The 23539-nt window shown below is 63.7% G+C and carries 16 protein-coding genes and 1 pseudogene; 6 read left to right on the forward strand and 11 right to left on the reverse strand.

Features of this window, described 5'->3' with window-relative positions; translation table 11 throughout:
- A pseudogene (locus Sp245p_RS35890) lies at positions 1–357 on the forward strand (helix-turn-helix domain-containing protein); the annotation flags it as partial.
- Here Sp245p_RS35890 and Sp245p_RS23635 read toward each other — a convergent pair.
- A complete protein-coding gene (locus Sp245p_RS23635; RefSeq protein WP_014199098.1) occupies positions 356–2620 on the reverse strand; it encodes an LssY C-terminal domain-containing protein in 2265 nt (754 codons plus the stop codon). The pseudogene Sp245p_RS35890 and the gene Sp245p_RS23635 overlap by 2 nt on opposite strands.
- Before the next feature lie 443 nt (positions 2621–3063).
- On the opposite strand from Sp245p_RS23635, the gene Sp245p_RS35895 reads away from it, so the two are divergent.
- A complete protein-coding gene (locus Sp245p_RS35895) occupies positions 3064–4167 on the forward strand; it encodes a lipase family protein (protein WP_014199096.1) in 1104 nt (367 codons plus the stop codon).
- Between the two features lie 206 nt (positions 4168–4373).
- Here Sp245p_RS35895 and Sp245p_RS23645 read toward each other — a convergent pair whose 3' ends face one another.
- From Sp245p_RS23645 to Sp245p_RS23680, 8 genes are all read right to left on the reverse strand, one after another.
- Positions 4374–4868: a DUF2141 domain-containing protein gene (locus Sp245p_RS23645; protein ID WP_014199095.1), complete on the reverse strand. Its 495-nt coding sequence runs from the start codon at positions 4866–4868 to the stop codon at positions 4374–4376.
- A 363-nt stretch (positions 4869–5231) separates the two neighbouring features.
- On the reverse strand, positions 5232–6158 hold the full coding sequence (locus Sp245p_RS23650; RefSeq protein WP_129557214.1) for a hypothetical protein: 927 nt from the start codon (positions 6156–6158) through the stop codon (positions 5232–5234).
- Between the two features lie 38 nt (positions 6159–6196).
- Positions 6197–7198 carry an MlaD family protein gene (locus tag Sp245p_RS23655; protein WP_014199093.1) on the reverse strand — a complete coding sequence of 334 codons (1002 nt, stop codon included), beginning with the start codon at positions 7196–7198 and terminating at the stop codon, positions 6197–6199.
- Complete coding sequence (locus Sp245p_RS23660) at positions 7195–7860, reverse strand: P-loop NTPase family protein (protein ID WP_014199092.1); 666 nt, start codon at positions 7858–7860, stop codon at positions 7195–7197. The genes Sp245p_RS23655 and Sp245p_RS23660 overlap by 4 nt, the downstream gene beginning before the upstream one ends.
- The gene (locus Sp245p_RS23665) at positions 7860–8690 is read right to left on the reverse strand and encodes an ABC transporter permease (RefSeq protein WP_014199091.1); all 831 of its coding nucleotides are present in this window, start codon (positions 8688–8690) and stop codon (positions 7860–7862) included. Before Sp245p_RS23665 ends, Sp245p_RS23660 begins: the two co-directional genes overlap by 1 nt.
- The gene (locus tag Sp245p_RS23670; RefSeq protein ID WP_014199090.1) at positions 8687–11026 is read right to left on the reverse strand and encodes a cache domain-containing protein; all 2340 of its coding nucleotides are present in this window, start codon (positions 11024–11026) and stop codon (positions 8687–8689) included. The genes Sp245p_RS23665 and Sp245p_RS23670 overlap by 4 nt, the downstream gene beginning before the upstream one ends.
- A gap of 873 nt (positions 11027–11899) precedes the next feature.
- The gene (locus tag Sp245p_RS23675; RefSeq protein WP_041813798.1) at positions 11900–12142 is read right to left on the reverse strand and encodes a hypothetical protein; all 243 of its coding nucleotides are present in this window, start codon (positions 12140–12142) and stop codon (positions 11900–11902) included.
- A gap of 459 nt (positions 12143–12601) precedes the next feature.
- Complete coding sequence (locus Sp245p_RS23680; RefSeq protein WP_158310448.1) at positions 12602–13003, reverse strand: potassium channel family protein; 402 nt, start codon at positions 13001–13003, stop codon at positions 12602–12604.
- A gap of 612 nt (positions 13004–13615) precedes the next feature.
- Between Sp245p_RS23680 and Sp245p_RS23685 the strand changes: the two genes are divergently transcribed.
- Entirely contained in the window at positions 13616–14752 is a 1137-nt protein-coding gene (locus tag Sp245p_RS23685; protein WP_014199086.1) for an HlyD family secretion protein, read from the forward strand.
- The gene (locus Sp245p_RS23690) at positions 14742–15767 is read left to right on the forward strand and encodes a DUF2955 domain-containing protein (RefSeq protein ID WP_109138949.1); all 1026 of its coding nucleotides are present in this window, start codon (positions 14742–14744) and stop codon (positions 15765–15767) included. Before Sp245p_RS23685 ends, Sp245p_RS23690 begins: the two co-directional genes overlap by 11 nt.
- A gap of 62 nt (positions 15768–15829) precedes the next feature.
- Here the strand turns inward: Sp245p_RS23690 and Sp245p_RS23695 are convergent, their stop codons facing one another.
- Both Sp245p_RS23695 and Sp245p_RS23700 read right to left on the reverse strand, forming a co-directional pair.
- On the reverse strand, positions 15830–16951 hold the full coding sequence (locus tag Sp245p_RS23695; protein WP_014199084.1) for an AI-2E family transporter: 1122 nt from the start codon (positions 16949–16951) through the stop codon (positions 15830–15832).
- Between the two features lie 347 nt (positions 16952–17298).
- A complete protein-coding gene (locus Sp245p_RS23700) occupies positions 17299–17985 on the reverse strand; it encodes a DUF502 domain-containing protein (protein WP_014199081.1) in 687 nt (228 codons plus the stop codon).
- A 1254-nt stretch (positions 17986–19239) separates the two neighbouring features.
- Here Sp245p_RS23700 and Sp245p_RS23705 point away from each other — a divergent pair.
- Together Sp245p_RS23705 and Sp245p_RS23710 are read left to right on the forward strand one after the other, a co-directional pair.
- On the forward strand, positions 19240–21993 hold the full coding sequence (locus Sp245p_RS23705; protein ID WP_014199077.1) for an MGH1-like glycoside hydrolase domain-containing protein: 2754 nt from the start codon (positions 19240–19242) through the stop codon (positions 21991–21993).
- The gene (locus Sp245p_RS23710; RefSeq protein ID WP_014199076.1) at positions 21990–23525 is read left to right on the forward strand and encodes an alpha-amylase family glycosyl hydrolase; all 1536 of its coding nucleotides are present in this window, start codon (positions 21990–21992) and stop codon (positions 23523–23525) included. Before Sp245p_RS23705 ends, Sp245p_RS23710 begins: the two co-directional genes overlap by 4 nt.
- Positions 23526–23539: the final 14 nt, after the last annotated feature.

The following is a 23539-nucleotide window of genomic DNA, read 5'->3' on the forward strand; positions in this document are numbered from 1 at the left end:
ATGGCCGCTCCGGTTCCGCTGCGCAGTGATTACGGTGCCGCCGCTCTGCGTCGGCTTGCCCGTTCCTCTCACGATCCCGGCCAAGTCCGTCGGCTGCTCGCCCTGGCGACGATCTACGACAGAGAACCGCGCTTGGCCGCGGCACAGATCGGCGGGGTCGGCTTGCAGACGGTGCGCGACTGGGTGCTGCGTTTCAACGACGCGGGACCGGCGGGCCTGTTGACCGGCAAGGCGCCGGGCCCGCCGCCATGCTTGGCCGACCATCACCGGGTGGCCCTGTGCCAGGTCGTCGAGGATGGGCCGATCCCGGCGGTGCATGGGGTGGTTCGTTGGCGGATTCCCGGCAGGGTCACGATCAACGGCGCTCCCAGTTGAAAAACAGGATCTGAGAGAGCGCGACCGGTCGGCGATCGACGACCAAGACGGCGCGCAAGCCATCGGTCTGGTAGCGTGGAGCATCGGACGTCCCTCGCGTCAGTCCCGGCTCAACGAGTCCTGCCCCCTTCACGAACCCAAGCTTCGTCACGGCCTGCGAGTAGAGCAGATCCTGAATGAGAGCATCGCGCGCGTCGTCCAGTTGCGGTGCGATGGCCGGCGGATTCGTGGCGGCGTCGGAGTTCAAGAACCGCCCGCCCAGTGGCGCGCTGACCTGAGCGACCCAGACCGGCTTGTCGCCGTACTGGATCGACGTGCGCCAGAGGCGAACAGCCTGAGGCTGCGCGGGCACCCAAACTCCTTGCTTTTCGCCGGCAATATCCTGGGTTCTCCCAAACGCGTGTTGCGGGGCGATCATGGCCTCGTGGTAGCCACGGCGAACGAAGGCCGGGATCCAGGCATCAAGATCGCCGATCACGACCAGGTTGAGCGGCAGCCCCGAGGCGGGGCCGGTCCCGCCGACCGTGCAACAGGGCAATGCCTCCAAGACGGCCCGCAGTCGATCTTCATCACCGATCCGGATTCGCTCCGCCACCGGAGAGGGCCCGGCGGCACGCTCAAGCCGCTCGCGCCGTTTCTCACCGCCCGGCTCATGCACGATGATCGAGAAGCTCCTGCTCCATCGCCGGCTGATCAGGTCGATGTCCACCACCCTGGCGGGTTGGGGGTGGGAGGTGAACACGAAGCCCGAAACGGTCGTCCCGGGAAGGATCGGTGCGCGGCTGTTGAAATTCAGCGCTTGCAGGCGTTGGTCGAGCCCGGCATTGGCGGCGTCGCTGAACATGCGGTGATAAGCGAAAGCGACTTCGAGCGGCGCGAAATACTCTGGATCCACTGAAGACGGAAGAAACACGAGCCGCCGGTCGGCGTGGTTCACGACCTCCACCCAGACGGCTTGCACGTCGCGCTGCGCCAGGTCGATCCCGAAAATCGCGCGGCTTTCCTCGGCGCTCAGCAGCGCTCCTGATACACGAATGCCGTCGGCCGCCTTGGTCGAGGCGCGTGCGCGCAACGCCGCACAGTCGCAGGATGGCGGCCCCGCAACCGCAGGATCTCGCAGTGACGTCAGGGGAGGTTTCGGCAGATCCCAGTCCAGAAGCTCAAGATCGGCCAGCGAGGACGGCCTCGGTCCGAAGAAGAGGACCGCACGCAGCCCGTCCGTGTGATACGGATCTCCGACCAGATTCGTGCGTGGTGCATTCGGATCGCTCTCACCCACGCCTTTGATGAAGCCGATCCGCTGCAGCGCTTGCGAGTATGCAAGGTCCTCCATCAGGTAGCGCCGCGCTTCGTCCACGTCGGGGTCGATGACGTGGGTCGAGATGGTCGGCGACTTGAGCGTGAACTTGACCCCGATGTCGCGGCTGATCTGCCCGATCCACACCGGCATGCCCCGAAAACGGATCGGGCTCAGCCAGAAGCGCATGTGATTGCGCTCGTGAATGCTGCCACGGACCTTCTGGACACCGATGTCCTGCGGCCTCCCGAGGGCGTAAAGCGAACTGATGGGCGAGTAGCGGTACCGCGAGCCCTGGAAGAACGAACCCACGGTGCGCCACACCGAACCCAGCCCGATGATCTCGGTCGCATTCCAGTTGCGGCGGATCATCGCCGGGAAAATGTCGCTGTCCCGCCCGACCAGAACCAGATTGAGCGGATCGCCGTTTTCAGTACCATCTTTGTTTGTCGTGCAGCAGGGAAACTGCGCCAGTGCGCGGCGCAACTCCTCGTCGTTTTCGGTTTCGATCAGCGCGTCGCTGGCATGGAGCGCGGCGAAATCGACCCGCTTGAAATCCGCTCGGAAGGTCGGATCGCTGGTGAAGAAGGTGAAGCTCTTGGTGTCCTGCCGCGAAACGAGATCAATGTCGACGGCCTTGTGGGCTTCATCCAGGTTCGTGAGCACGAAGCCGGAGACAATCGTCCCCGGCATGATCGGGTTCCTGAACTGGAGCCTGGTGAACCGCTCGTCCAGCGTTCGACCGGAACCGCCTGATCCTGCGGCGTCAAAGGCAAAGGCCGCCTCGGATATGGAAAAATACTGCGGGTCGAGCCCGGCAGGCAAAAACCAATAAGGAGCGGCGGCATCGTTCCGCACCTCGATCCAGACCGGCTGCATCTGCTTTTCGGCCAGATCGACCCCATAGATCGTCTTTGCCTCGTCCATGGTCGGAACGGCGACCGTCACCCGGAGATCGCCTTGAACCTGAGTCTGAGCCCGCTCCCGGTAAGGCTTGTAGGCTGCGGGCGGCAACCCAACGCAGCCCTGAATTGATAAGATGAGCACCAAGCACAAGCTCAAAACTGAACAGGCGACAAGCCGACGGCTTGCTTGAAAGCCAGTGAGCCGCATCGGCCCGACGCACGCCGCGACCGAGTGCGAGGCTGCTGCCGGACCTGAGAGTGCGCCCGATGTCACCCGACCAACCTCCCCTGCGGGCAGTCGCGCAAAATGCTTGCGCGACCGAACACGATGGATGCACGCGTGGTCGTCGATCGGGACTACTGTAACACAGGCTCCGAAGAAGCCGCCAGAATCGGAAGACAAGCCGTCAAAGCGTTCGGCAGACGCTTGCCGCCCTACGCAGCAAACACCTTTGGCGTCATGACGGCGCGAGTGAGGAGGAAGCGATGCGTGGAAGCTTCGTGCCCCTGAAGCCATACCGGGGCGTTGCAGTGCTGGCAATCGCGGCATGCTTCGCACTGGGCGCATGCGAAACACCGCCCCTGATACAATACTCAACCGAGACGCCGCCGCTCATCCTCGCGCCTGCTTCCCAGGCGGGCATCAAGGATGAACGGGGACGGTTCCGCGAAATCTATTGTGCCGTCCTGGAGGTGCGCGGGCCGTCGCTTCCCGACCACCGACCGTGCGAGGAAGCCCTGACCCATGTCGGCACCGAACCCGCGGGCACCGGCAAGCCCGTCGACCTCGGCCCGTCGAAGCGGGGCCTCGTCGCGGCGGTGGTCCCCGGCATCGGGTTCGAGTGCTTCCGGCCTTGGCTGCACCCGCCCGGCACTGTCACGCAGCATGTGCGCCAGTTTGGGTACGACGCGATGCCGCTCGAAGTCGATGCGTTGTCGGGCACGGAGAACAACGCGCGCCAGATCCGCGACGCGATCATGGCCATGGCACCGGAGGCGGGTGCGCCGCGCCTTGTCCTCATTGGCTATTCGAAGGGCGCTCCTGACATCCTCGAAGCGGTCGTCGCCTATCCGGAGATACACAGCCGAGTCGCCGCGGTGGTCAGCGTGGCTGGTGCCATCGGCGGTTCGGCGCTCGCGAACGATGCCGAGCAGTACCACGCCGACCTCATGCGGCACTTCCCGGGCGCGAAATGCGGCCCCGGTGACGGCGGCGCCGTAGCGAGCCTGCGGCCCGCGGCGCGCAAGGCGTGGCTGGCGCGGAATCCGCTTCCGGACCTGCGGTACTACTCGCTCGTGACATTCCCTCAGCCGGAGCGGATCTCGTCGATCCTCGTCTCGGCCTACAACGAGCTGGCGCGGATCGATGCGCGCAACGACAGCCAAATGATCTTCTACGATCAGGTTGTGCCCAATAGCATTCTCGTCGGCTATCTGAACGCCGACCACTGGGCCGTTGCGGTGCCGATCAATCGCACGCATCTCTCGATCGCCTCGATGTTTGTGACCGAGAACGCTTATCCGCGTGAGGCTCTCCTCGAAGCACTCCTGCGCTTTGTGGAGGAGGATCTGGCAACACCTCCGCGTTAGAGAGTTTTCAGTTGCGCGGTTCGCGCGAGGGGCGGGGTGTTGCTCGGTTGAAGCGCCTTGAGGCCGGCGGTGAGGCCGGGCCGGTCGTCGCACCCTCCCGACGTCCGGTTATCGAAAGTCTCCACATGGAATTTAAGGAAACATTGGTTACAACGAAGATGTGGATGGCTGGAGGATTATTTCAAAGGCAGATTTCAAAGGCAGGTTTACCTGCGCTTGGATTTGTCGTCTATTGGCCCAGCGCCAGGGCGAGTAAGAGTAATGCGAACAACCTTATCGCTGTCGTCGATTTGCATGATTGCTTTTTCAAACGCTGGTGGGCCGAGAAAACCTCGAGCATCATTGCTGAACCCATAGGGTTCCGTCGGAACACCCAAAGCATCTTTATTGAGTTTGCCGTTACCGTCCTCATCATGAAACAGAACGATGGCATATCGTCCGGGGTTGAGGTTGGTGAAGACAACTGAGCTTTTCAGCGCCGCGTTGGCTCTGAGGGCCACCGCAGCAAAGCGGCTGGGATCATTGAGGAAACCCTCTCTATCGGACATCGCAATGGCACGATTGAAAGTGGCAAGACTATCGTACAGCCCAATCAGAATAGTCCCGTTCTGCGAGCGAATCCCCTCAACTGTAATCCTGAGTTCTGCCGCTTGCGCCGGGAAAAAGAACAGGGATGACACAATATATATCAAAAGGCGCATCAGAGACCTCCCCGTTCAAATATTGGCGGCCATGAGGTAGGCACTCAATTCCAGTCAACAGGATTATAGACATCAAACAGCATGACGGGGTCTTGTTTCCGCATCCATAAGCCCGTATTGCAGGATCATGCAGTTCAAATCCAAGCATGACTCTTTTGGAAGGAGTTCTCCTTTTTCCCATTTGGCCTTCGGCCGCCGTATTGGGGGTTTCCAATGAGGCTGCATGTTCGGCATCGTGCCGTCTCATGAATCTGGTCGGGGGGAGGTGACTGCAGTTCCGTCTCGAACAACCCGGTCTGAATTTCACCGGCTTCAGCATTACTTTAAGAGCCGCCGAATGCGGGTTGGGTTCGACCAATGGAATCACCAGGCCTGCCGTTCCTCACCATCCGCCGCCCTTCCGAGACGTGGAAGCGCGCGCCGAAGCCGGACAGCCTCCGCGGCAAGCTCGGGCTGGCTGGTCTGGCGGGCGAGTTGTTCAGCGTGGCGCAGCAACGCCGCCGCCTCGTCGCCGCCAGAGCCTGCCTGGACGGCACTGCGGCCGGCCCGGAAATAAAAGTCGGCCGCTTCCGATCGCCGCCCTCCCTTCTCCGCTGCCTGCGCTGCCGAGGTCAGCGCGCGGGCAACCCCCGCTTCGTCACCGCTGGCGCGCCGTAACCGCTCCTCGGCCGTAAAAGCGTTGAAGGCCGCGCCGGCGTCATCGTCCAACAGCGCTAGCCGCCCGGTCAGCGCCAGCCGGTCGGCCGCCAGTTCCGGCTGCTCGGATGCCGGCAATCCCTTGATCGCGGTCCGCAGCGCGGTCCTGTCTCCGCGGTCGGCCGCCAGAAGCCCCGTCAGATATGTGGCGCGCGCGGAGACGAGGGGATCCTTGCTGGACTTGATGGCCTCCTGCGCAAGCTGCCACGCCTGCTGCGACTGACCCAGCCGGTAGCGGGCGGTCGCCTCGACCAGAGCCAGGGCCGGGAGACCGGGATGCCCCCGACGTGCGAGGTCGGACCGGGTCCGCCCGGCGACCGCCGCCGCACTCTCCGCCTTGCCTCTGCGCAGGTCCGAAATCGCCAATTCCTGCCCCGCCAAGGCAATGGCGGCGGCATCGTCGAGTGCATGAGCGCGGTCCAGGGCGCGGGCATACCCGGTAGCCGCCTGTTCATAGCGGCCCGCGAGGAAGGCATGGCGTGCGGTCTCCAGGATCGACACGGTGTGGGCGTCGTCAATTCCACCGGTGTCGATCACCGCCGATGGCCGTCCGCCACAGCCGACCGGAAGCATCGCGTTGAACACAATCGCCATTAGAGTCGCCACCGCCGCGGAGCCGGTCCGCGGCAGCCTCATGGGCGGACCTCAAGCGGCGAGAGGGGCCTGCGTTGGGCTTGGGGAGCGCCGCCGTTGCCGATCAGCCAATGGCTCTGGAGGGTCACCAGCAGCTTTTCCAACTCGGTCATCGTCGCCTGCGCCTGAGCGATGAACATCGGCACCTCCGCCGTGGCGGAATCGGCCCGGCCGACAAGGCTGCGGAGCTGTGGTGTCAGGCGGTGCAGGTTCTGCAACAGACGGTCGGCCGAAACCAGCAGCGCGTCAACATGGTCGATGGACGGGGGCACCATCCGGGCCGCCGTCATCAGCTCACGGAGCAGGTCCCTGGCCGCGATCAGCGCCGCGTCGGCGTGGCCGATGGACTGGGGCGCCATCCGGGCGGCCTCCTCCAGCCCGAGCGCCACCGTGTCGTTGGCGAGCAGGCGACCAACGGTTCCCTCGCCCCGCTCCAGACGTTCGGCCAGGGCCGCCAGGGCGGTGACCGCCCGGTCGGTCTTGTCGAGGAGCGGGATCACCCGGGCGCTCAGATCCTGCACCAGCTTCCCAAGATCGTCGGTGGCCGCGCGTTCGGTCGTGGCTTCCAGAACCGCGTAATCCCAGTCCAGCGGCGCTCCGGCGCCCCGCGAGATGTCCAGAAAGGAGGCCCCGGCGATGCCGAACTGCTTGCGGATCAGGACGCGGGAGTCGCTGCGGATGAAGGGCTGCATGGCATGCTCGATCCGGACGACGGCGTAGAAGCTTGCGTTGGGATCGATGACGATCTCCTCCACCCGGCCGGCGTCGGTGCCCAGCACCTGCACGCCCGATCCGCGGGTGAGGCCGGCAAGGCCGTCGACCGGCAGGACGACGCGGAGCGTCACCGATGGATTCAGCAGCCGCTCCAGCAGGCCCGCCTGGAGCACCCCGGCCACGAACAGGGCGCCGGCCACCAGCACCAGCAGGCCGACGCGCCGGCTGGTCTGCCGGAAGCCGGATTGGACGCCGAATGGGATGGCCGCCTGCCGGTCCGTCGTCATGGCCGGTCCTTCGCCGCTGCGATGACGCCGCCGTGCAGCCGGCAGCGTTGACTGGCTGGAATCGCCTGATCGTGCCACAGCTCCGGGGCGAGGGTAAGCCAGACCACCGAGGTGCCCCGGTCGCGCACCGTGCGGATCCTGTTGACCAGGGCACCGGTCAGATCGCCCGGCGGGCTCTCCAGGATGACCAGTGCCGGCGATCCCATGAAGGCCCGCACCAGATCCGCCCGCGCCAGGTCGCCGGGCCCGCAGTCCGTCGGCAGGCCGGTCGGCACGCCGGGCAGCCCGAAGGCCATCGACAGGCGGACGGCTTCGTTGCGGATGTCGGCCTCGGGCCGGGTCGTGTGATGGAGTTGCGCCAGCATGATGTTGTCGAGCACGCTCAGGTAGGAGATCCAGGCGCCCGGCCGGAAGCCATGCCCGATGCGGCCGCGCAGCGCGTTGGCAAGATCGGGTGGGAGCCGGCGCCAATCCCGGCCAAGCATGCGCACGGTTCCCCGGACCGGAATGGTCAGGCCGCAGGCGGCATCGACCACGGCCCGCTCGTGGGACTCGTCGCCAGGATCGATCAGAGCGAGTTCACCCGCGTGCAGCGCCAAGTCGACCGTGATGCCGTTTTCCAGCGCTGCGCCGTCGAACTCGATCACTGGCGGATCGGCCATCACCGCACCAGGATGCTGATGGTGCCGCTGACCAGAAACATGAGGAACAAGGACCGGAAGAACCCGACAGCCAGCCGTGCGTCGTCACCGCTGCGGTTCGGGTTGCTTGGCTCGGCCATCGCGGTGACGCAGCAAACGGTTCCGATCGCAAAGCCGATGCCCAGGGACTTCAGCGGCAGCACGGCGTACCCCTGCGCACCGATGGTGCTGAGAACGCTGACCAGGACCGCGCTGAACGACAGGTTGGTCACGCCGAGAAGCAAGGCGGTCAGCAGTCCGGCTGCCGGAGCGATCGCCGCGAACAGCATCGTCAGGCAAAACAGGCTCACCGACAGCGCGGCGACCCGCGGCACGACGAACAGGACGAAGGGGTCGATGCCCTGGGAATCAAGTGCCCGCAGTCGCCCATCGGCCCGCATCCGGCTCAGTTCATTCACGATGATCAGCCCGCTGTGGCCGATCGACAGCAGTCCGACCGCCAACGGCGCCACCTCGCGCACCAGGACGGTGTGGATGATGTTTCGGACCGGTTGCCCCTGACCGACCTGCTCCAGCCACCAGAGCCCCTGGAACAGCAGCCCCAATCCGGCAAGGATCGCGGCGATCACGACCGTCGGCACGATGTCCACACCGGCGATGCCCATGAAGTGGACGAACTCGCGCCGCACCGACCGGCGCCATGTGACCGGCCGGACCATATGAACGAGCACCGCAGCCCCGACCGCCGCCGTCTCGACAACCCAACCATGCCGCCAGGCTCTGGCCGTTCTGCTGCCCGTTTCATCGCCGGCCTGGACCGTTCCGGTTGCCGGGGCGGGTGTGTCGGTCACAGCCGGCCCCGCAGATAGAAGGTCGTCATCTCGCCCAGCCGCTCCAGATAGAAGGCGCCGCGCGCGCGGAAGGCGAATCCGTCGCGCAGCAGTGCATAGGTGGCCTCCGTCGTCTGGATGGCGCCGCCCGGCGCCGCCACAGCCATGGCGCCGGCGACGCGCACCGCCTCACCCCACAGATTGAACGCCACCTGGCCGAAACCGATGGCCGAGCCCATCACCGGCCCGCTGTCCAAACCCATGGCGTAGCCCGGCGGTCGTCCCAGCCGCGTGAACAGCCCGGCGCATTCGGCGTCGGTCTCCAGCGCCAGCGTGGCAAGCCGGGCGGCCGCGGCGCTGGGATTTCCGTCGAAGCCTTCCGCCGCGACGATCTGGTCGGTCAGGATCTTCAGGTAGCGGATGCCGTGCCGTTCCGCCGCCTTCTGACAGGCGGCGACGATCTGTCCAATGGCAACGGTCTCCACCGCGTCGCCGGTCGCCAGGGCGATGTCGTCGGCCATCCGCAGAACCAGCACGGTCACCTGCGGAAACCGCATGGCCTGGACCTGGTCGCCCTGCAATCCGCGCCTCACGATCTCGCGGAGTTGCAGGCGGTTGCGCTCGGATGCAATCGACGCGCTCCGCAACGTCGACGGAGCGAACGGCAGGCCGCCGGCTTCGACGGCAAGGGTCATGGGCTGTTCCGCGGCGGCGAGCGTATGGTCCCGCGATGCGACGAGCCGGGGGGACAGCAGCATGCCCAGGATCCGGGCAAAGCCTTCACCCGCACCGGCGTCGCCGGCCCCGTCTTCGATCCAGAGGCAGCCCAATGTGCGCCCTCCGGCCCGGACCGGCACCGCCAGGAGGGAGCGCCGGCCCGTCGCATCGAGGTACGGGACGAGGCCCGACGTGTGCGGATCCGACGCGGCGTCGGTGGCCGTCACGATCTCGCCGGCCAACAGATTCTTGCTCAGCAGCGGGCTGCGGTCGAGCGGAATGACCGCCGCCGCGACATGCCCGCCGCTTTCCCGGTCGAACCCATCGGCGCAAATCAATTTTTCCCCGTCGATGCGCCACAGGCTGACGCCGTCCGCCACCGTGGCATCCGCTGCGATTTCCGTCGCCCGCCGGAGCGCCGTCGCATCGCCGGGATCGGCGATCGTTTCCAACCTGCCCAGTTCGGCCAGCGCGGCGCCTTGCCGCTCAAGCTCCCGCTGTCGGCGGCGCATGGCGTGTGCGGCACGGTCGGCGGCATAGGCCTGCCAGGCAAGGAACCCGGCCATGAGCACGGCGAGCAGGACGACCGCCCCGGACAGCAGCAACGTCGTGCGGTTGTTGGCGGCCACGAAGCCGACGAAGTCGCTTTCGGCGGCGACCAGCAACAGCCACCAGTTCCGCCCGAGCGTCTCGCGCAACACGCGGGCCGACACCACATACCGGTCTCCGTCGATCTCCATCACCCCGCGGGTCTCGCCCGCGATGCGGATCCGGTTGAACGCTTCCTGGATCAACGGGTCGCCCAGTTCCTCGATCCGCGCCGGGCGCAGCGTCTCTCCATCCGGCCGCAGCATGGAACCGACATCCGGCACCGCGACCAGGCGGCCGCTGCCGTCGACCAGCACCGCCCTGCCGGATGCGCCGACCTTCAGCCCGCTCAGGACGCCACCGATGTCCGTCAGGTCAAGGTCGGCGGCGGCGACCACACCGGAGCCACCAGAAATGGAGCGGGATACGGTGATGCCCGGCGATTGCCGGGTGAAGAAGACGTAGATATCGCTCCAGACGAATCGGTTCTCGGCGAGCGCTGCGCGAAACCAAGGGCGTGATGCCGGATCGAAGAGGTCGCCGGGGTCTTCCTCGACCGCGAGCACCCTGCCGTCCGCGTCGCGGCGCGTCCAGGCGACGGTTCGTCCTTTCGGCCCGACCGTGATGCGCTTCGTATCCAGCGCCCCGGTCGCCGAGCGTTGGACCATCATGAAGCGGCCGTCCTCCGCCCCGACATACAGGGCGGTGAGATGCGGGCGGGTTCGCATCACGGCGAGCGCGAGCGTTTCCGAGGCCGGAGCCTCGGGACCGCCGTCGACGGAGGACAGGATGCCAACCGCGTCGGCGGCGACCTCCAGATAAGTCGAAACCTGACTGGCGAGGCGATGGTCCAGCGCCTCGATCAGATTCTGGGTCAGAAGCAGCGCATCCCGCCGGTTCATGGCGTAGGAGTAAAGCGCTGTTCCGACCAGGGCAGCAGCCATCGTCAAGACCCCGAGGATCGGGACGCCCAAGCGGAAGAACCGGCGGCGGCGACGGCGCCGAACCTCTGCCGGATCAGCATCGACATCAACGATGTCCCATCGTGCCATGCGAGCCTCCGAGCGTCGATCCGTTGCCGCAGGTCACCTTGCGCTCATGCGCCACGCGCGCGCCGGACCCAAGCTTGGCCACAGCCTTGGCAGACGGAAGGCGCTTTCGGTCCCTTGGACCAGAGATCCGAAGGTCAAGCCCCTGACCCGCCGCGTCCTTTCGCTGGCGCCGCCTGCCGCCCATTTGCGGCCGGCACTGTCAGGACGGGGTCAACAGCGGTGGAATGGCCTCAGATCAGAAGGCGAATGAGCCCCGCCCCATTGGGTGACGTGAAGGCAAGCTGTATGGACGTAGGATAGAACCAGCATGAAATGGTCCGGCGAAGCGCCCTCTCTATCGTCAAATCCATGCAACACACGGAAGTGCCGTTTCGTAGGATAATTACAACGTATTTCTAGGATCGGGTCCAGTCCAGTGGACAAGAGGAGATACAACGCGTGGCAATGGCCTCAAATAGGAAGTCTTCCGTTTGGCCGAACCCAACAGGTAAATGAACTTAAGTATATCACAGTATTTGCATCAATAAATCTTTATTGTGATGGCATTCATAGATCATCACAATTGATGGTAAAGAAGATAGCCGTCGACAGATGGCGCGGTCTCCAAAAAGAATGATCCTTCCAAATCCCCGGCGTTTTCGGTGCGGTCGGGTGGCATCAGCGCATCACGAGTGCCTAAACTGCGGCCATGGCGTTGACGCGGAATCGTGCTCCAGCGGTTGGCGGTTGATCTTGAAGGTCATCAGGCCGCACAGCACCGAAGTGGGGGATCATGCGCGCAAAGCCAAACAGGATGCGCTCCGGATTGCGGTGCGCATCCTGTTCGGATCGTCTCCGTCGCCTCTGCACTGAGCCGGAGCTGCCTGTCCTTCGTCACCGAGCTTTGCGCTCCGCCGCGGCCGCAAGGATGCGGTCGGCCTTGTCGTTGGCGGTCCTGGCTGCGGTGGAGGCGGCCTGCGCCGCGGCAGTGGCCCTGGCGGCCTCGGCCTTGGCATCGCGGGCGTCAGCCTGCGCCTGTTGAAGCATGGCCCGGTCCTCTGAACTCAGCTGGGTGGTGCATCCAGCCAGCAGAATGGGGGCGGCACCGATGGCGAGAATTGTAAGGAAACGATTCATGGCGACCTCCTTTTCCAATCCGGCGTTCATGTTTCATGCAAAACGCTGAAAGCGATCTTCAGCAGGAACGGCAGCCCGTTTAGGACGCGAAAGGGAAGCGACTCAGGAGCTTTGATCGAATTCTTCTGCCGTTAAGCAGAACCAATGTGGTACGCGCCTGCTCCTGGTCCCGTGACACTGGGATGTAATTCGGCGTGGCGCAATGGCTCTTCTGAGGTGCCACTTTGCATGAATTTATACGACGGTTTGGCCGTATGATCCATACTGTGGCGCGAGATCAGAGGCTCTTACGCGCTTCTGGCACAACATGGTTATTGGTTGATTGACGCTACGGATGACAACCTCATGCGAAGACCAGAACCCGGCTTTGCAGCAGGTCGTGTTTGGCTCGCGCGTACGTTTCCGACTCGATCTTTGATTGATGGCGATGTCACTCTGATTGTCGAGCCACAATCCGGGTCAGCCGTTCTTTCGAACCAGCACCCAATATTGCTGCAGGATGGCGAACAGGAAGGCGGTGCTGAGCCCGGACAACAGCATACCGTTCATAGCCTGGAACGCGGCCAGCACACGCCATTCGCCCGTCAGGATGACGTCGCCGTAGCCGACCGTCGTCATGGTCACTATGGAAAAATAAACGGCTGTATCCCAGTCCGTGAGGATACCCAACCCGATATAGACGGCTGCCCACAAGGCCGCTTCGGCATGGTGCAGGATTGCTATTGCCGGACTGGCAACGATCATCATCCGCCCCAGCCCCGGCTGTGGGTGTCCTTCCGCCGGAAACCTTCGATCGAGCAACATCAGCAACAGGCGGAACCCCGCCACATGAGCCAGGATGGTTACCGCGAACAGGCCCATCCCCATAACCCAAGGCCCCACGGCATCGCCCCCTTTGTTCGTAGATTGGTTTTTCAGCTCCAGCCCCCCTAAACATAGCACAGGATTACTGTGTAAGTGGCGTCCTCACCAGCAGTAGGGCGAAGGCATATTAATATCCGCGGTTGATTTTTTACAGAAAGTTCTCCTAAATTAGTTATCTGTCAATTCAGCGACTCTCCAGAAACGCTCACGGAAGCGTTGTCGCGGGACCGGTGACGGCACGCTGGTCGTGATGGCGGAGCACTGGAAAGGCCAGCCACCGTGCCTTCGAACTCTTGTGACGATGGCTCTCCTTGGCTTTGAACGGCGGCTTTGAACGGCATCAGGGCATGGCTCCAGCGGGGTCTCCGTCTTACCCGGCTGCACAGCGGTCGCCAGACTCAAGACCGCTGCATCTGCCAACGTCTGGTTGGACGAAGGCCGCGTCGCCTGAACTGGCTGAGGTTTCCCGGCGCCAAAGGGCAGCGTTGGTATCATTTTTCGATGTCGCCAGAGCACCCGAGGCGACGGATAATGGCGCAAATAAGTCGTGCCCGACGTTGATGTGACAGTGTCTGTTCGAGCAGCCGACACGCGAAAGGCCGGGACTTCATGAGCCAAACAATTGGCACCGATCAACGCGTCGCGACGGATGACGGCGAGGCTGCCGCGCCGGGGGCAACTCGCGACCTCACGGGGCTGAGACGCATCACGCTGTCCGTGATCGCGTTTGCTGCGTTTGTGTTCGTCTACTACGTGGTGGCAGACCAGACGACACCCTTCAGCAGCGACGCACGGGTCCAGGCGTTTGTGATCCGCATGGCGCCGGAGGTGGCCGGCCAAGTCCTGAACGTCGATGTGGTCGACAACTCGCGCGTGAAACGGGGCGACACGCTCTTCAGGCTGGATCCGACGCCGTTCGTGATTGCCGTGGCGCAGGCACAGGCGAAGCTCGCCCAGGTGGGGCAGAGCATCGGCGCCTCGACCGCCGCCGTGGATGTGGCGCAGGCCGCCCTCGACGAGGCGCGCGCGACGGAAACCAATGTACGGGCCCAGACCGCGCGCGTGTTCGATCTCGTCAAACGCGGCGTGTACGCCGCGGCGCGCCAGGATCAGGCGACAGCCCAGCTGGATGAAGCCCGTGCCCGCGTCGTCCGCGCGGAGGCGGACGTCGCCCGCGCCCGCGAGCAGCTCGGACCCGAGGGCGAGAACAATCCCCAAGTCCAGGAGGCCATCGCCACGCTCGACAAGGCGCGCTACGATCTGTCGAACACCACGGTGACGGCGCCGTCCGACGGGGTGGTCACCAACCTTCAGTTGGCAGGCGGCCAGGTGGTGACGGCCGGCCAGCCGGCGATGACCTTCATCAGCGTGACGGACGTGTGGCTGCTGGCGTCCATCCGGGAGAACAGCCTGAGCGTCCTCGCGCCGGGACAACGGGCCGAGGTCGTGCTCGACGTTCTGCCCGGACGCGTGTTCGCAGCAACGGTGTCGAGCATCGGCTGGGGCATAGCCTCCGGCTCGGTGGATCCGGCGACGGGGTTGCCGAAACCGTCGACCGATACCGGCTGGCTGACGGACCCCGAGCATTTCCCCGTGCAGTTCGCCTTCGACCCAGAGAACCTTCCACGCGGCGCGCGCTACGGATCGAAGGCCGTTGTGATCGTCTACGCCGGCGACAACGCGCTGATGGACGCAATCGGCTGGCTGCGGATCCGACTGATCGCGGCTCTCACCTATGTTTCGTGACCCGACCTCGCTGGAGCGGCGAAACCATGGCCTGCGGTTGGCCTCCGCCGTGGCGCTGGGGCTGGTGTTCGAGATCCTGCGCGGCGCGCTGGTGCCGCCGCTCGCCGCGGTGATTGCGCTGCAACTGCTTGCATTGCCCGGACCGCGGCCCACGGCGAAAATGGTTCTGGGGCTTTTCTTGGTCATCAGCGGCGCGTCGCTGTTCGCCTATGGCGTGTCGGCGCTCACAGTGAATCAAATGCTCCCCTATGCCTTGGGCGTCGGGCTGATCTACCTGTGGGGGTTCGCCCTGGCCGCGCGGCAGAAGACCGCGGCCGTGGGCACGATGACGCTGACCATGGGCATCGTGGTGACCACCATGGCGGCCGTCTCCACGGACCTCGCTGCGGTCCTCGTTGTCCAGCTGTCGCTCTCGGTGGCGTTCGGCATCGCCCTGGTGTTCCTCGCCCACGCCGCCTTCCCACAGCAGGCGCCGTCTGCCGGCGCACCGGCGGCGGAAGAGGGGGCGCCCGTTGGTGTCACTTCCCGGGCGATGATGGCGACCCTCATCATTCTGCCGTTGCATCTGGTGCTGGTGGCCGACGGTTTGGCCGCGATGGTGGTGCTGCTCACCGTGGCGACCATGTTCCGCCAAGTGCGGATCGAGCTGGCCGCGCGCTATGCGACGAGCTTCGCCGCCGGAAACCTGCTGGGCGGGTTGCTGGCCGCGGCGGCGGTTCGAGTGGTGAGCCTGCACGCGACCATTCCGGTGCTCACCACCACCGTCGTTGCGGCCTCGCTTCTCGTGGCGTGGTGGATCGAGCGGGTCCCGATGTTCGCTCACGTGCTGCTTCCTGGCTTCGTGGCGTTCACCGTGCTGTTCGGGTTGGCCTTCATGCCGGCGTCGCCGTCGGCCGATGTGGAGCTTCTGAAGCGGCTGGCTCAAATTGTGGCCGCCGGGCTGTACGCGCTGGGGGCAGTCAGCCTCGTCATGCCGATTGTGCCGCGGTCATCCGCAGGCGGTTCTGTGATGTGAAGAGGCGCAGGTGCGGGGGCGCGATCGGTGGGGAGCGGCGGGCCGCGTCGAAGGGCGCCCCCTCACCGCCGCACCTCTCGGGGGGTTGGATGGTCAATCCGCACCCCCTCCTCGTTCGGTTGCCCCCGCAGCCATTCCATGAGCAGGATATGGCCGACGGCCAGCAGCACAGGCCCCATGAACAGTCCGAGAAGGCCGTCGGCAAGCATGCCGCCGATGACGCCGATCAGAATGACCGGCATCGGCACGTCCAGTCCCCGGCCGAGCATCAATGGCTTGAGGACATTGTCGCTGAGCCCGGCGGCGAGGGTCCAGACCGTGAAGATGATCGCAGGGGTCGCTGCTTCGGTCGCGAGGACGTAGGCCACCACGGGCAGTGTCACCAGCGTCGCCGGCACCTGCACGATTCCCAGGAATAGCGTCGCGAGCGTCAAAAGGCCGGCTGCTGGAATGCCCATGGCGAAGAAGGCGACCCCGATGAGCAGCGACTGGATCATGGCCACGCCGACAACACCAAGGGCGACGCCCCGTATCGTGGCGGCAGTCAGCGCAACCAGCCGGCCTCCCTGCGTTTCACTGCCGATCACGGTTCGCACCAGGCGCTGAGCGAATGCGGCGGCACCCTTGCCATAGGCGGCGATCACGGCGGCGATCGCGAAGGACAGAATGAACGAGAAGACGCTGGCGGCCAAGCCGCCCGTGGACGACACCAGCCATGCCGCCGGCCCACGCAACATCTGGCCGTAGTTGGCGAGCGCCACTGGCAAGTTGGTGGCGATGAGGGTCCAGATCTCGGTCAGTTTCTGGCCGACCAACGGGACGTCGGCGAGCCGTGGCGGCGGCGGCGGCACGGTCAGGCTGTTGTTCTGCAGATTTGAAAAAAGCGTATACACGGTGGACCCAACCGACGTCGCCACCATGATGAGCGGCACCAACGTCACCGCAACGCCGACCAGCCCGATCAGCAGCGCCGACCAGAAATTACCGAGCCGGACGGCGAGGCGGAGATGCAGCGGATACAGCAAGACCGCCAGGATAACCGACCAGAGCAGAATTCCAGCAATGGGCAATATGATCCGGCCGCAGGCATAGACCAGAAGGGCGGTCAGTGCAAGTTGAAGGGCAACATAGAGCACGGTTGAGTGCGCCGGCGCATGATCGGAGCGTGGAGGATTCAGGTCCATTATCGAGTTACCTTTCCCGGAACTGCCACAGCAAGGTTAGGCATGGCTCCTTTCCGTCAAGATCCGCGGCTAAAGGCGCTCCGCCGACGTCGAAACATGGTGCCGACTTCGCCATTGCGCGCCCGGAACTTGCAGCCGACCGTTCTGCCCGACGAAGATACGGCAAGGCCTCCACCAGCACCCCGACCAGACCCGCCAGCAAGCCATGCTCGACACCGTTGAGCACATCGAGGACCTCTACGACCGCCAACGCCGCCCTTCTGCGGCGATTCGGCAATCGCCTGCACGCTACCGGCCGTCGACCTGAGACCCGAACGTTCTCCACCCGGAACAGACGTTACCTCCGGTCATTGAGGTTCCGGTGCATTTGCATTGGGTACGGTGAGGACCGGCGCCGGCGCGGCCGCGCTGCGGGAGAAAGCACTGTCGGACGCCGCAACGGAAATTGTGGCCGGACGTTTCATCGCCCGCACGAACTCACCGGCGCCGGTGCCCCACTTCGTGAACACGCCAATCGCCGTGGTGAACGGAATATCGACCGCATGCACCCGTTCGGGCGGCAAGATGTAGATGCTGCCCGCCATCGGCGTCGGCGCCGACGGAACCAGGACCGTGTAGGATCCATCCTCCAGTTTCTCGACGATGAGGGCGGGGACCAGCGCCTCCTCGATCTCGACGAGCGCCGGTTCCAGCTTGTGCTCTTCGCTGCGGCCCGTCAGCCGTTTGGCCAGCCCCCGAAAGAACGTGTAGCCTGGCAGCCTCTCCAGCACCGCCTGCTCGACCGCGTTCTTCGCGCGCAGGCCAGGGCCGGTGCGGACGACAAGCCCGACGACGAAACAGACGCCGATGAGCAGAATGATGGTGGCGGCTTGACGGAACTCGACGCCAGCCGGAAGCGTCCCGGCCACCGGAGCCAGCACCTCCAGCAGGCCTTTCACCGCCTTCGCCAGCAGCAGTATGGCGATGTAGATCGGCAGAATGATCAGCACGCCGCCGATCAGCGTTGTCTTGGTGAATTCCGCAAGCGTTCTCATGTCATGCGGCCTCCCTGAAACTCATTTCCGCGATCGACCACGGACCTTTTCTGCTTTCTGACTTACCCGTTAGCTGTCTTCCGACGCTGTTGCCCCTGTCGCTTGGTCCGCTCCTGTCGACCGGAGATGCTTGGGTCGGCGTGCTTGGAAGTGGATCCGCGGTATCTCGCTGTGTTTGGTCGAACGTTCCGTGCCCTCCACCTGCCGGGCGGCGGTCTGAGCCGTGGTGTTCCGCTGTGTGAAACGCTCCGTTGCGCCGGCCAGCCAAATTGCCGCTGCAGCAGGTTCATCCATGCCATTGTCCGGCCATGCCATTGTCCGGCGTGGTAGCGGTACGGGAAAAGCCGGTCTCGCCTCCGAAGGGGCTATGCGTGGAGAAACCACCGCTGGCCGCTGGACAAGACCACCTCCTTTATGCCCTCCGCCGCCGCAGTCGCTGTATGCCACGCCACCGGCGCTTGATGGAATCACGGGAAGCCGTGCCGCGTCGATGACGACAACAGGCCATGTGAAGCACGTCGTCATTTCAGCGATCCTTATGCCCTACCAGAGTGCCACGGCTTAACCTGGGACGAAAAACCGCTCCAGCGATGCCCCCTACAATCCAATGCATGGGATAGCGGAAGAATTATTCTATAAGGCAAGCCAAAATACTCTTGGCTCCAAGGCAAGTCCAGTGGGCATGTGGAGATGCAGGGTGTGGCAGTGGCCCCAAATAGGAAAGTGAAGCAGCGGGCAGTGGGACTCCAGAATTTCTATTGTTATCAACGCGTTCTGGCGCCGACGGACCGTCCTTCCTCACAAAGCCCCTTTCCAGGGCGTTGAATCACAACGATTCCATCCAGAAAAGTCCTTTCATGGGTCCGGAGCCTAGCAAAGGTATCCATTGAATCGAGGGATAGCCACGCCGGCACACCTTCCGACATGTGGATATCTGACCTCACCTTTATTGCAAACCAGCTAGCACAGGTGAAGGAGTACCATATCACTACTAAGGCTACCATTGCATTTTTGGACAACAACAGGGCCATTGTCTGTGGATTTCTCAATACGGAGAACTTCGTGGCCGCATTATGATAGTAATAACCAAGTTTTGAATCGCTCCTCTCAGGACTTTTCGAGTGTCAATTCCCGAATTGACAAATAAAGAGATTTAATGGTCAAAATTTGATGACTTGGAATTTCGGCCAGAACTGGCGGCGCCTGGCCCACCCTATCGAACCTGCATCACCCCCCGAACCAGTGGAGTAACCCATGAAGGGCAAAAGGATGGGAAATACGGTTCGAGGCGACGCGGTACCGCCGCGTGGCAACGGCACTTCCGGGTCGACCGCGGAGCATGAGCGACTGCGGGAATGCCAGGAGCATGGTGCCGGATGGAAGAAATGGGGGCCATATCTGAGCGAGCGGCAGTGGGGCACAGTCCGCGAGGATTACAGTGAAAGCGGCGATGCCTGGAACTACTTCCCGCATGATCATGCACGCTCGCGTGCCTACAGATGGGGCGAGGACGGTCTCGCCGGCATTTGCGACGACCGTCAAATTCTGTGCTTCGCGTTGGCCTTGTGGAACGGCCAGGACCCGATTCTCAAGGAACGGCTGTTCGGGCTGACGAACAACGAGGGAAATCATGGCGAGGACGTCAAGGAATACTACTTCTACCTCGACTCTACACCAACCCACTCCTACATGAAGTATCTCTACAAATATCCGCAGGGCGCATATCCCTACGACGATCTTGTTCATACCAATCGCAGGCGAACCAAGCAGGATCCCGAGTACGAACTGCTCGACACGGGCGTGTTCGACCAGGATCGCTATTTCGACGTCTTTATCGAGTACGCCAAGGCATCTGCAGACGATCTCCTCATCCGGATCACAGTCAGCAACCGCGGACCCGAGCCGGCAACGCTGCATGTGCTGCCGACGCTCTGGTTCCGGAACACCTGGTCATGGAGGGATGGCGCGAAGCGGCCAGTGCTTCGTCAGGCCGCCCCCGGCGTGATCGCAGCGTCCCACCCGGATCTCGGCGGGCGCTTCCTGTCATGCGACGGCGCTGCAGCGCTGCTCTTTACCGAAAATGAAACCAACACGGAGCGGCTCTTCGACACGCCGAACCGGATACCATACGTGAAGGACGGAATCGGGAACTACGTCGTTCATGGCCGAGAGGACGCGGTGAATCCGGAGCACAGCGGAACGAAAGTGTCGGCCCACTATCCGATCACGGTTGGGGCTGGGCAATCGGTGGCGCTGCGCTTGCGGCTTCACGATGGAGAGACAGCCGATCCATTCGGCAACGATTTCGATGTGGTGATGGAAGCCCGGCGAAGGGAGGCGGATGAGTTCTACGCCACGGTGGTCCCGCCGTCGCTCGACGCGGATGCCGCCAACGTGATGCGGCAGGCGCTGGCCGGCATGCTGTGGTCGAAGCAGTTCTACTACTACGATGTCGATCGCTGGCTTGAGGAGCGCGGCAGCGATCGGTTGAGCCCGCAACGCCATGCGCCCCGCAACGAACACTGGCACCACATGGAGAACGCCCACATCCTGTCGATGCCGGACAAATGGGAATATCCTTGGTACGCGGCCTGGGACCTGGCCTTCCACGTCCTTGCGCTGACGATGGTGGATGAGAATTTCGGCAAGCAACAACTCGACCTCATGCTCAGGCATCGGTACCAGCATCCGAGTGGGCAAATTCCCGCCTACGAATGGAACTTCGGCGATGTCAACCCGCCGGTCCATGCTTGGGCGACCATTTTCACCTTCCGCCTGGAAGCGGCCCGGCGCGGCCAGGGCGATGTCGAGTGGCTGGAACGCAGCTTCCACAAGCTGTTGCTCAATTTCACTTGGTGGGTGAACCGCAAGGATCGCACCGGCAGCAATGTGTTCGAAGGCGGATTTCTCGGTCTGGACAATATCGGCGTTTTCGACCGCAGCGCTCCGTTGCCGACCGGGGGCTACCTCGAACAGGCTGACGGTACAGCATGGATGGCGCTGTTCTGCCAGAATATGCTCGAAATTGCCGCCGAACTTGCGATGTCCCGTCCGGCGTATGCGGACATGGCGCTCAAATTCTTCGAGCATTTCCTGTGGATTGCGACATCGATGCTGCGCGCCGGCGGCGGCACCGGCATGTGGGACGAGGCGGACGGGTTCTTCTACGATGTGCTGCGGCTGCCCGACGGGCGGACCGAGCGACTGAAGGTCCGCTCCATGGTGGGGCTGCTTCCTCTCTGTGCCGTCACGGTCTTCGATGGCGAGATGTTGGAGAAATACCCGGAGATCCGGCAAAACGCCCGCCGGTTCCTCGAGGCGCGGCCCGAGCTGAGGGCCTTCATCCACGATCCGGTCACGTGCGGTCAGGGCGGCCGGAGGCTCGCGGCGATCCTCGACGAAAGCAAGCTTCGCCGCGTCCTGGCAGCGATGCTCGATGAGAAGGAGTTCCTGAGCCCTTATGGCATCCGGGCACTCTCCCGGCATCATGCGGAGCATCCCTATGTTTTCCGCGTCGGCACCCAGGAGTATCGGGTATCTTACCTGCCAGCGGAATCCGACAGCGGGATGTTCGGCGGCAATTCCAATTGGCGTGGCCCGATCTGGATGCCTGTGAATGGGCTGATCATCCGCGCACTGCTGCAATATTATCTATACTACGGCGATGCTTTCACCATCGAATGTCCCACCGGTTCCGGGCGGCACATGACGCTGTATCAGGTCGCCGAGGAACTTGCACGCCGCCTGACCAGCATCTTTATCCGCGACGCGAATGACCGACGGCCGGTCTACGGAGGGACCCGAAAATTCCAAGAGGACCCACACTGGCGCGACAACCTCCTGTTCTATGAGTACTTCCACGGTGACAATGGTGCCGGAATCGGCGCCAGTCATCAGACCGGTTGGACCGGCATCATCGCACGCATCATGCACCTGTTCGCAACCGCCACCGCGGAGCAGATGCTCGAACTCGGGAAGAAGGCCGCCACCCTGGAGGCAGAACCGTGAACGACGAACTGGGCGCGCCGGCGCCACTGTCAGCGGACGGGGGTATCGACAGGCCGACGCCGTGCCCTTCGCTTTATCAGATCAACACGCGTGTCTGGCTGACGAAACTGTCCGTGTCTCTTGGCCGGCCAGCCACGCTGGACGATGTTCCCGACACCGAGCTCGATCACATCGCCGGAGCTGGCTTCGACTGGATCTGGCTGCTCAGCGTGTGGAGCACCGGACTGGCGGGACAGCATATTTCGCGCACCGATCAGGCATGGCGCCGCGAGTTCGAGGAGACGCTTCCAGACCTTCGCGAGGAGGACATCGCCGGCTCCGGGTTTGCGATCACCGGATATACGGTGCATCCGGGGCTTGGCGGGAAGGTTGCGCTGGCACGGCTGCGTGACCGGCTTCGGCAGCGTGGGCTACAGCTGATGCTGGATTTCGTCCCGAATCATACCGCGTTGGATCACCCGTGGATCGAGGACCATCCTGAATACTACGTCTCTGGAACCGAGTTGGATCTGGCGCGAGCACCGCAGAATTACATATGGGTCAAAGGGAGCCGCGGCGACCGGCTCCTGGCCCACGGTCGCGACCCGTACTTCTCTGGCTGGCCCGACACGCTCCAACTAAACTACGGCAACCCGGCGACGCAGGAGGCGATGATCGGCGAGCTGCTGACGATAGCCGAGCAATGCGATGGTGTGCGCTGCGACATGGCGATGCTCGTGCTGCCTGACGTATTCGCGCGGACCTGGGGACTGCCGGCGCCCGCGTTCTGGCCCGCCGCAATTATGCGCATCCGCGAGCGGGTCCCGAGGTTTCGCTTCATGGCCGAGGTCTACTGGGATTTGGAATGGACCATGCTGCAGCAGGGCTTCGACTATGCCTACGACAAGCGGCTGTACGACCGCCTGCGTGCCGGGCAGGCCCGGCCGGTTCGGGAGCACCTCCAGGCTGGGCCCGATGACCAGAAGAAACTCGCCCGGTTTCTCGAGAACCACGACGAGCCCCGCGCCGCCGCGACTTTGGCAACTGGAATGCATGAGGCCGCCGCTGTCATCACGTATCTTTCTCCGGGCCTGCGGTTCTTTCATCAGGGACAGTTCGAGGGATGTAAGAAGCGGATCTCGCCGCACCTCGTTCGTGCCCCGATCGAGCCCCAAAACGAGGCGCTGAAGCACTTCTACTGCGAACTCCTGGCCGTTCTCCGGCAACCGACTGTGCGGAATGGCGAGTGGCGTCTCCTCAGTTGCACACCGGCCTGGGAGAGCAATTGGACGTGGGATTCCTGTATTGCGTCATGCTGGGAAGGAAGCAATGGCCAGAGAATCCTCGTCGCCGTCAACTACGCTGCCCATCAGAGCCAGTGCTATGTCCGCCTCCCATGGGATGATCTCGCAGGTGGTACAGTGCGTCTCCGTGATTTGATAGGCTCCGCCAGCTACGATCGAGAAGGGAACGCCCTCATTTCACGAGGACTTTATCTCGACCTGCCGCCGTGGGGACGGCATGTGTTCAAAGTTTCCTGGACAATCGAATAAGCTTGGTTCGCCCA

The organism is Azospirillum baldaniorum (assembly GCF_003119195.2).
GTDB lineage: Bacteria > Pseudomonadota > Alphaproteobacteria > Azospirillales > Azospirillaceae > Azospirillum > Azospirillum baldaniorum.

Coding starts and splice junctions, on each gene's coding strand:
- Sp245p_RS35895 (WP_014199096.1), top strand. CDS start 3,064: ATGCGTGGAAGCTTCGTGCCCCTGAAGCCATACCGGGGCGTTGCAGTG.
- Sp245p_RS23645 (WP_014199095.1), bottom strand. CDS start 4,868: ATGCGCCTTTTGATATATATTGTGTCATCCCTGTTCTTTTTCCCGGCG.
- Sp245p_RS23650 (WP_129557214.1), bottom strand. CDS start 6,158: ATGGCGATTGTGTTCAACGCGATGCTTCCGGTCGGCTGTGGCGGACGG.
- Sp245p_RS23655 (WP_014199093.1), bottom strand. CDS start 7,198: ATGACGACGGACCGGCAGGCGGCCATCCCATTCGGCGTCCAATCCGGC.
- Sp245p_RS23660 (WP_014199092.1), bottom strand. CDS start 7,860: ATGGCCGATCCGCCAGTGATCGAGTTCGACGGCGCAGCGCTGGAAAAC.
- Sp245p_RS23670 (WP_014199090.1), bottom strand. CDS start 11,026: ATGGCACGATGGGACATCGTTGATGTCGATGCTGATCCGGCAGAGGTT.
- Sp245p_RS23675 (WP_041813798.1), bottom strand. CDS start 12,142: ATGAATCGTTTCCTTACAATTCTCGCCATCGGTGCCGCCCCCATTCTG.
- Sp245p_RS23680 (WP_158310448.1), bottom strand. CDS start 13,003: ATGGGCCTGTTCGCGGTAACCATCCTGGCTCATGTGGCGGGGTTCCGC.
- Sp245p_RS23685 (WP_014199086.1), top strand. CDS start 13,616: ATGAGCCAAACAATTGGCACCGATCAACGCGTCGCGACGGATGACGGC.
- Sp245p_RS23690 (WP_109138949.1), top strand. CDS start 14,742: ATGTTTCGTGACCCGACCTCGCTGGAGCGGCGAAACCATGGCCTGCGG.
- Sp245p_RS23695 (WP_014199084.1), bottom strand. CDS start 16,951: ATGGACCTGAATCCTCCACGCTCCGATCATGCGCCGGCGCACTCAACC.
- Sp245p_RS23700 (WP_014199081.1), bottom strand. CDS start 17,985: ATGAGAACGCTTGCGGAATTCACCAAGACAACGCTGATCGGCGGCGTG.
- Sp245p_RS23705 (WP_014199077.1), top strand. CDS start 19,240: ATGAAGGGCAAAAGGATGGGAAATACGGTTCGAGGCGACGCGGTACCG.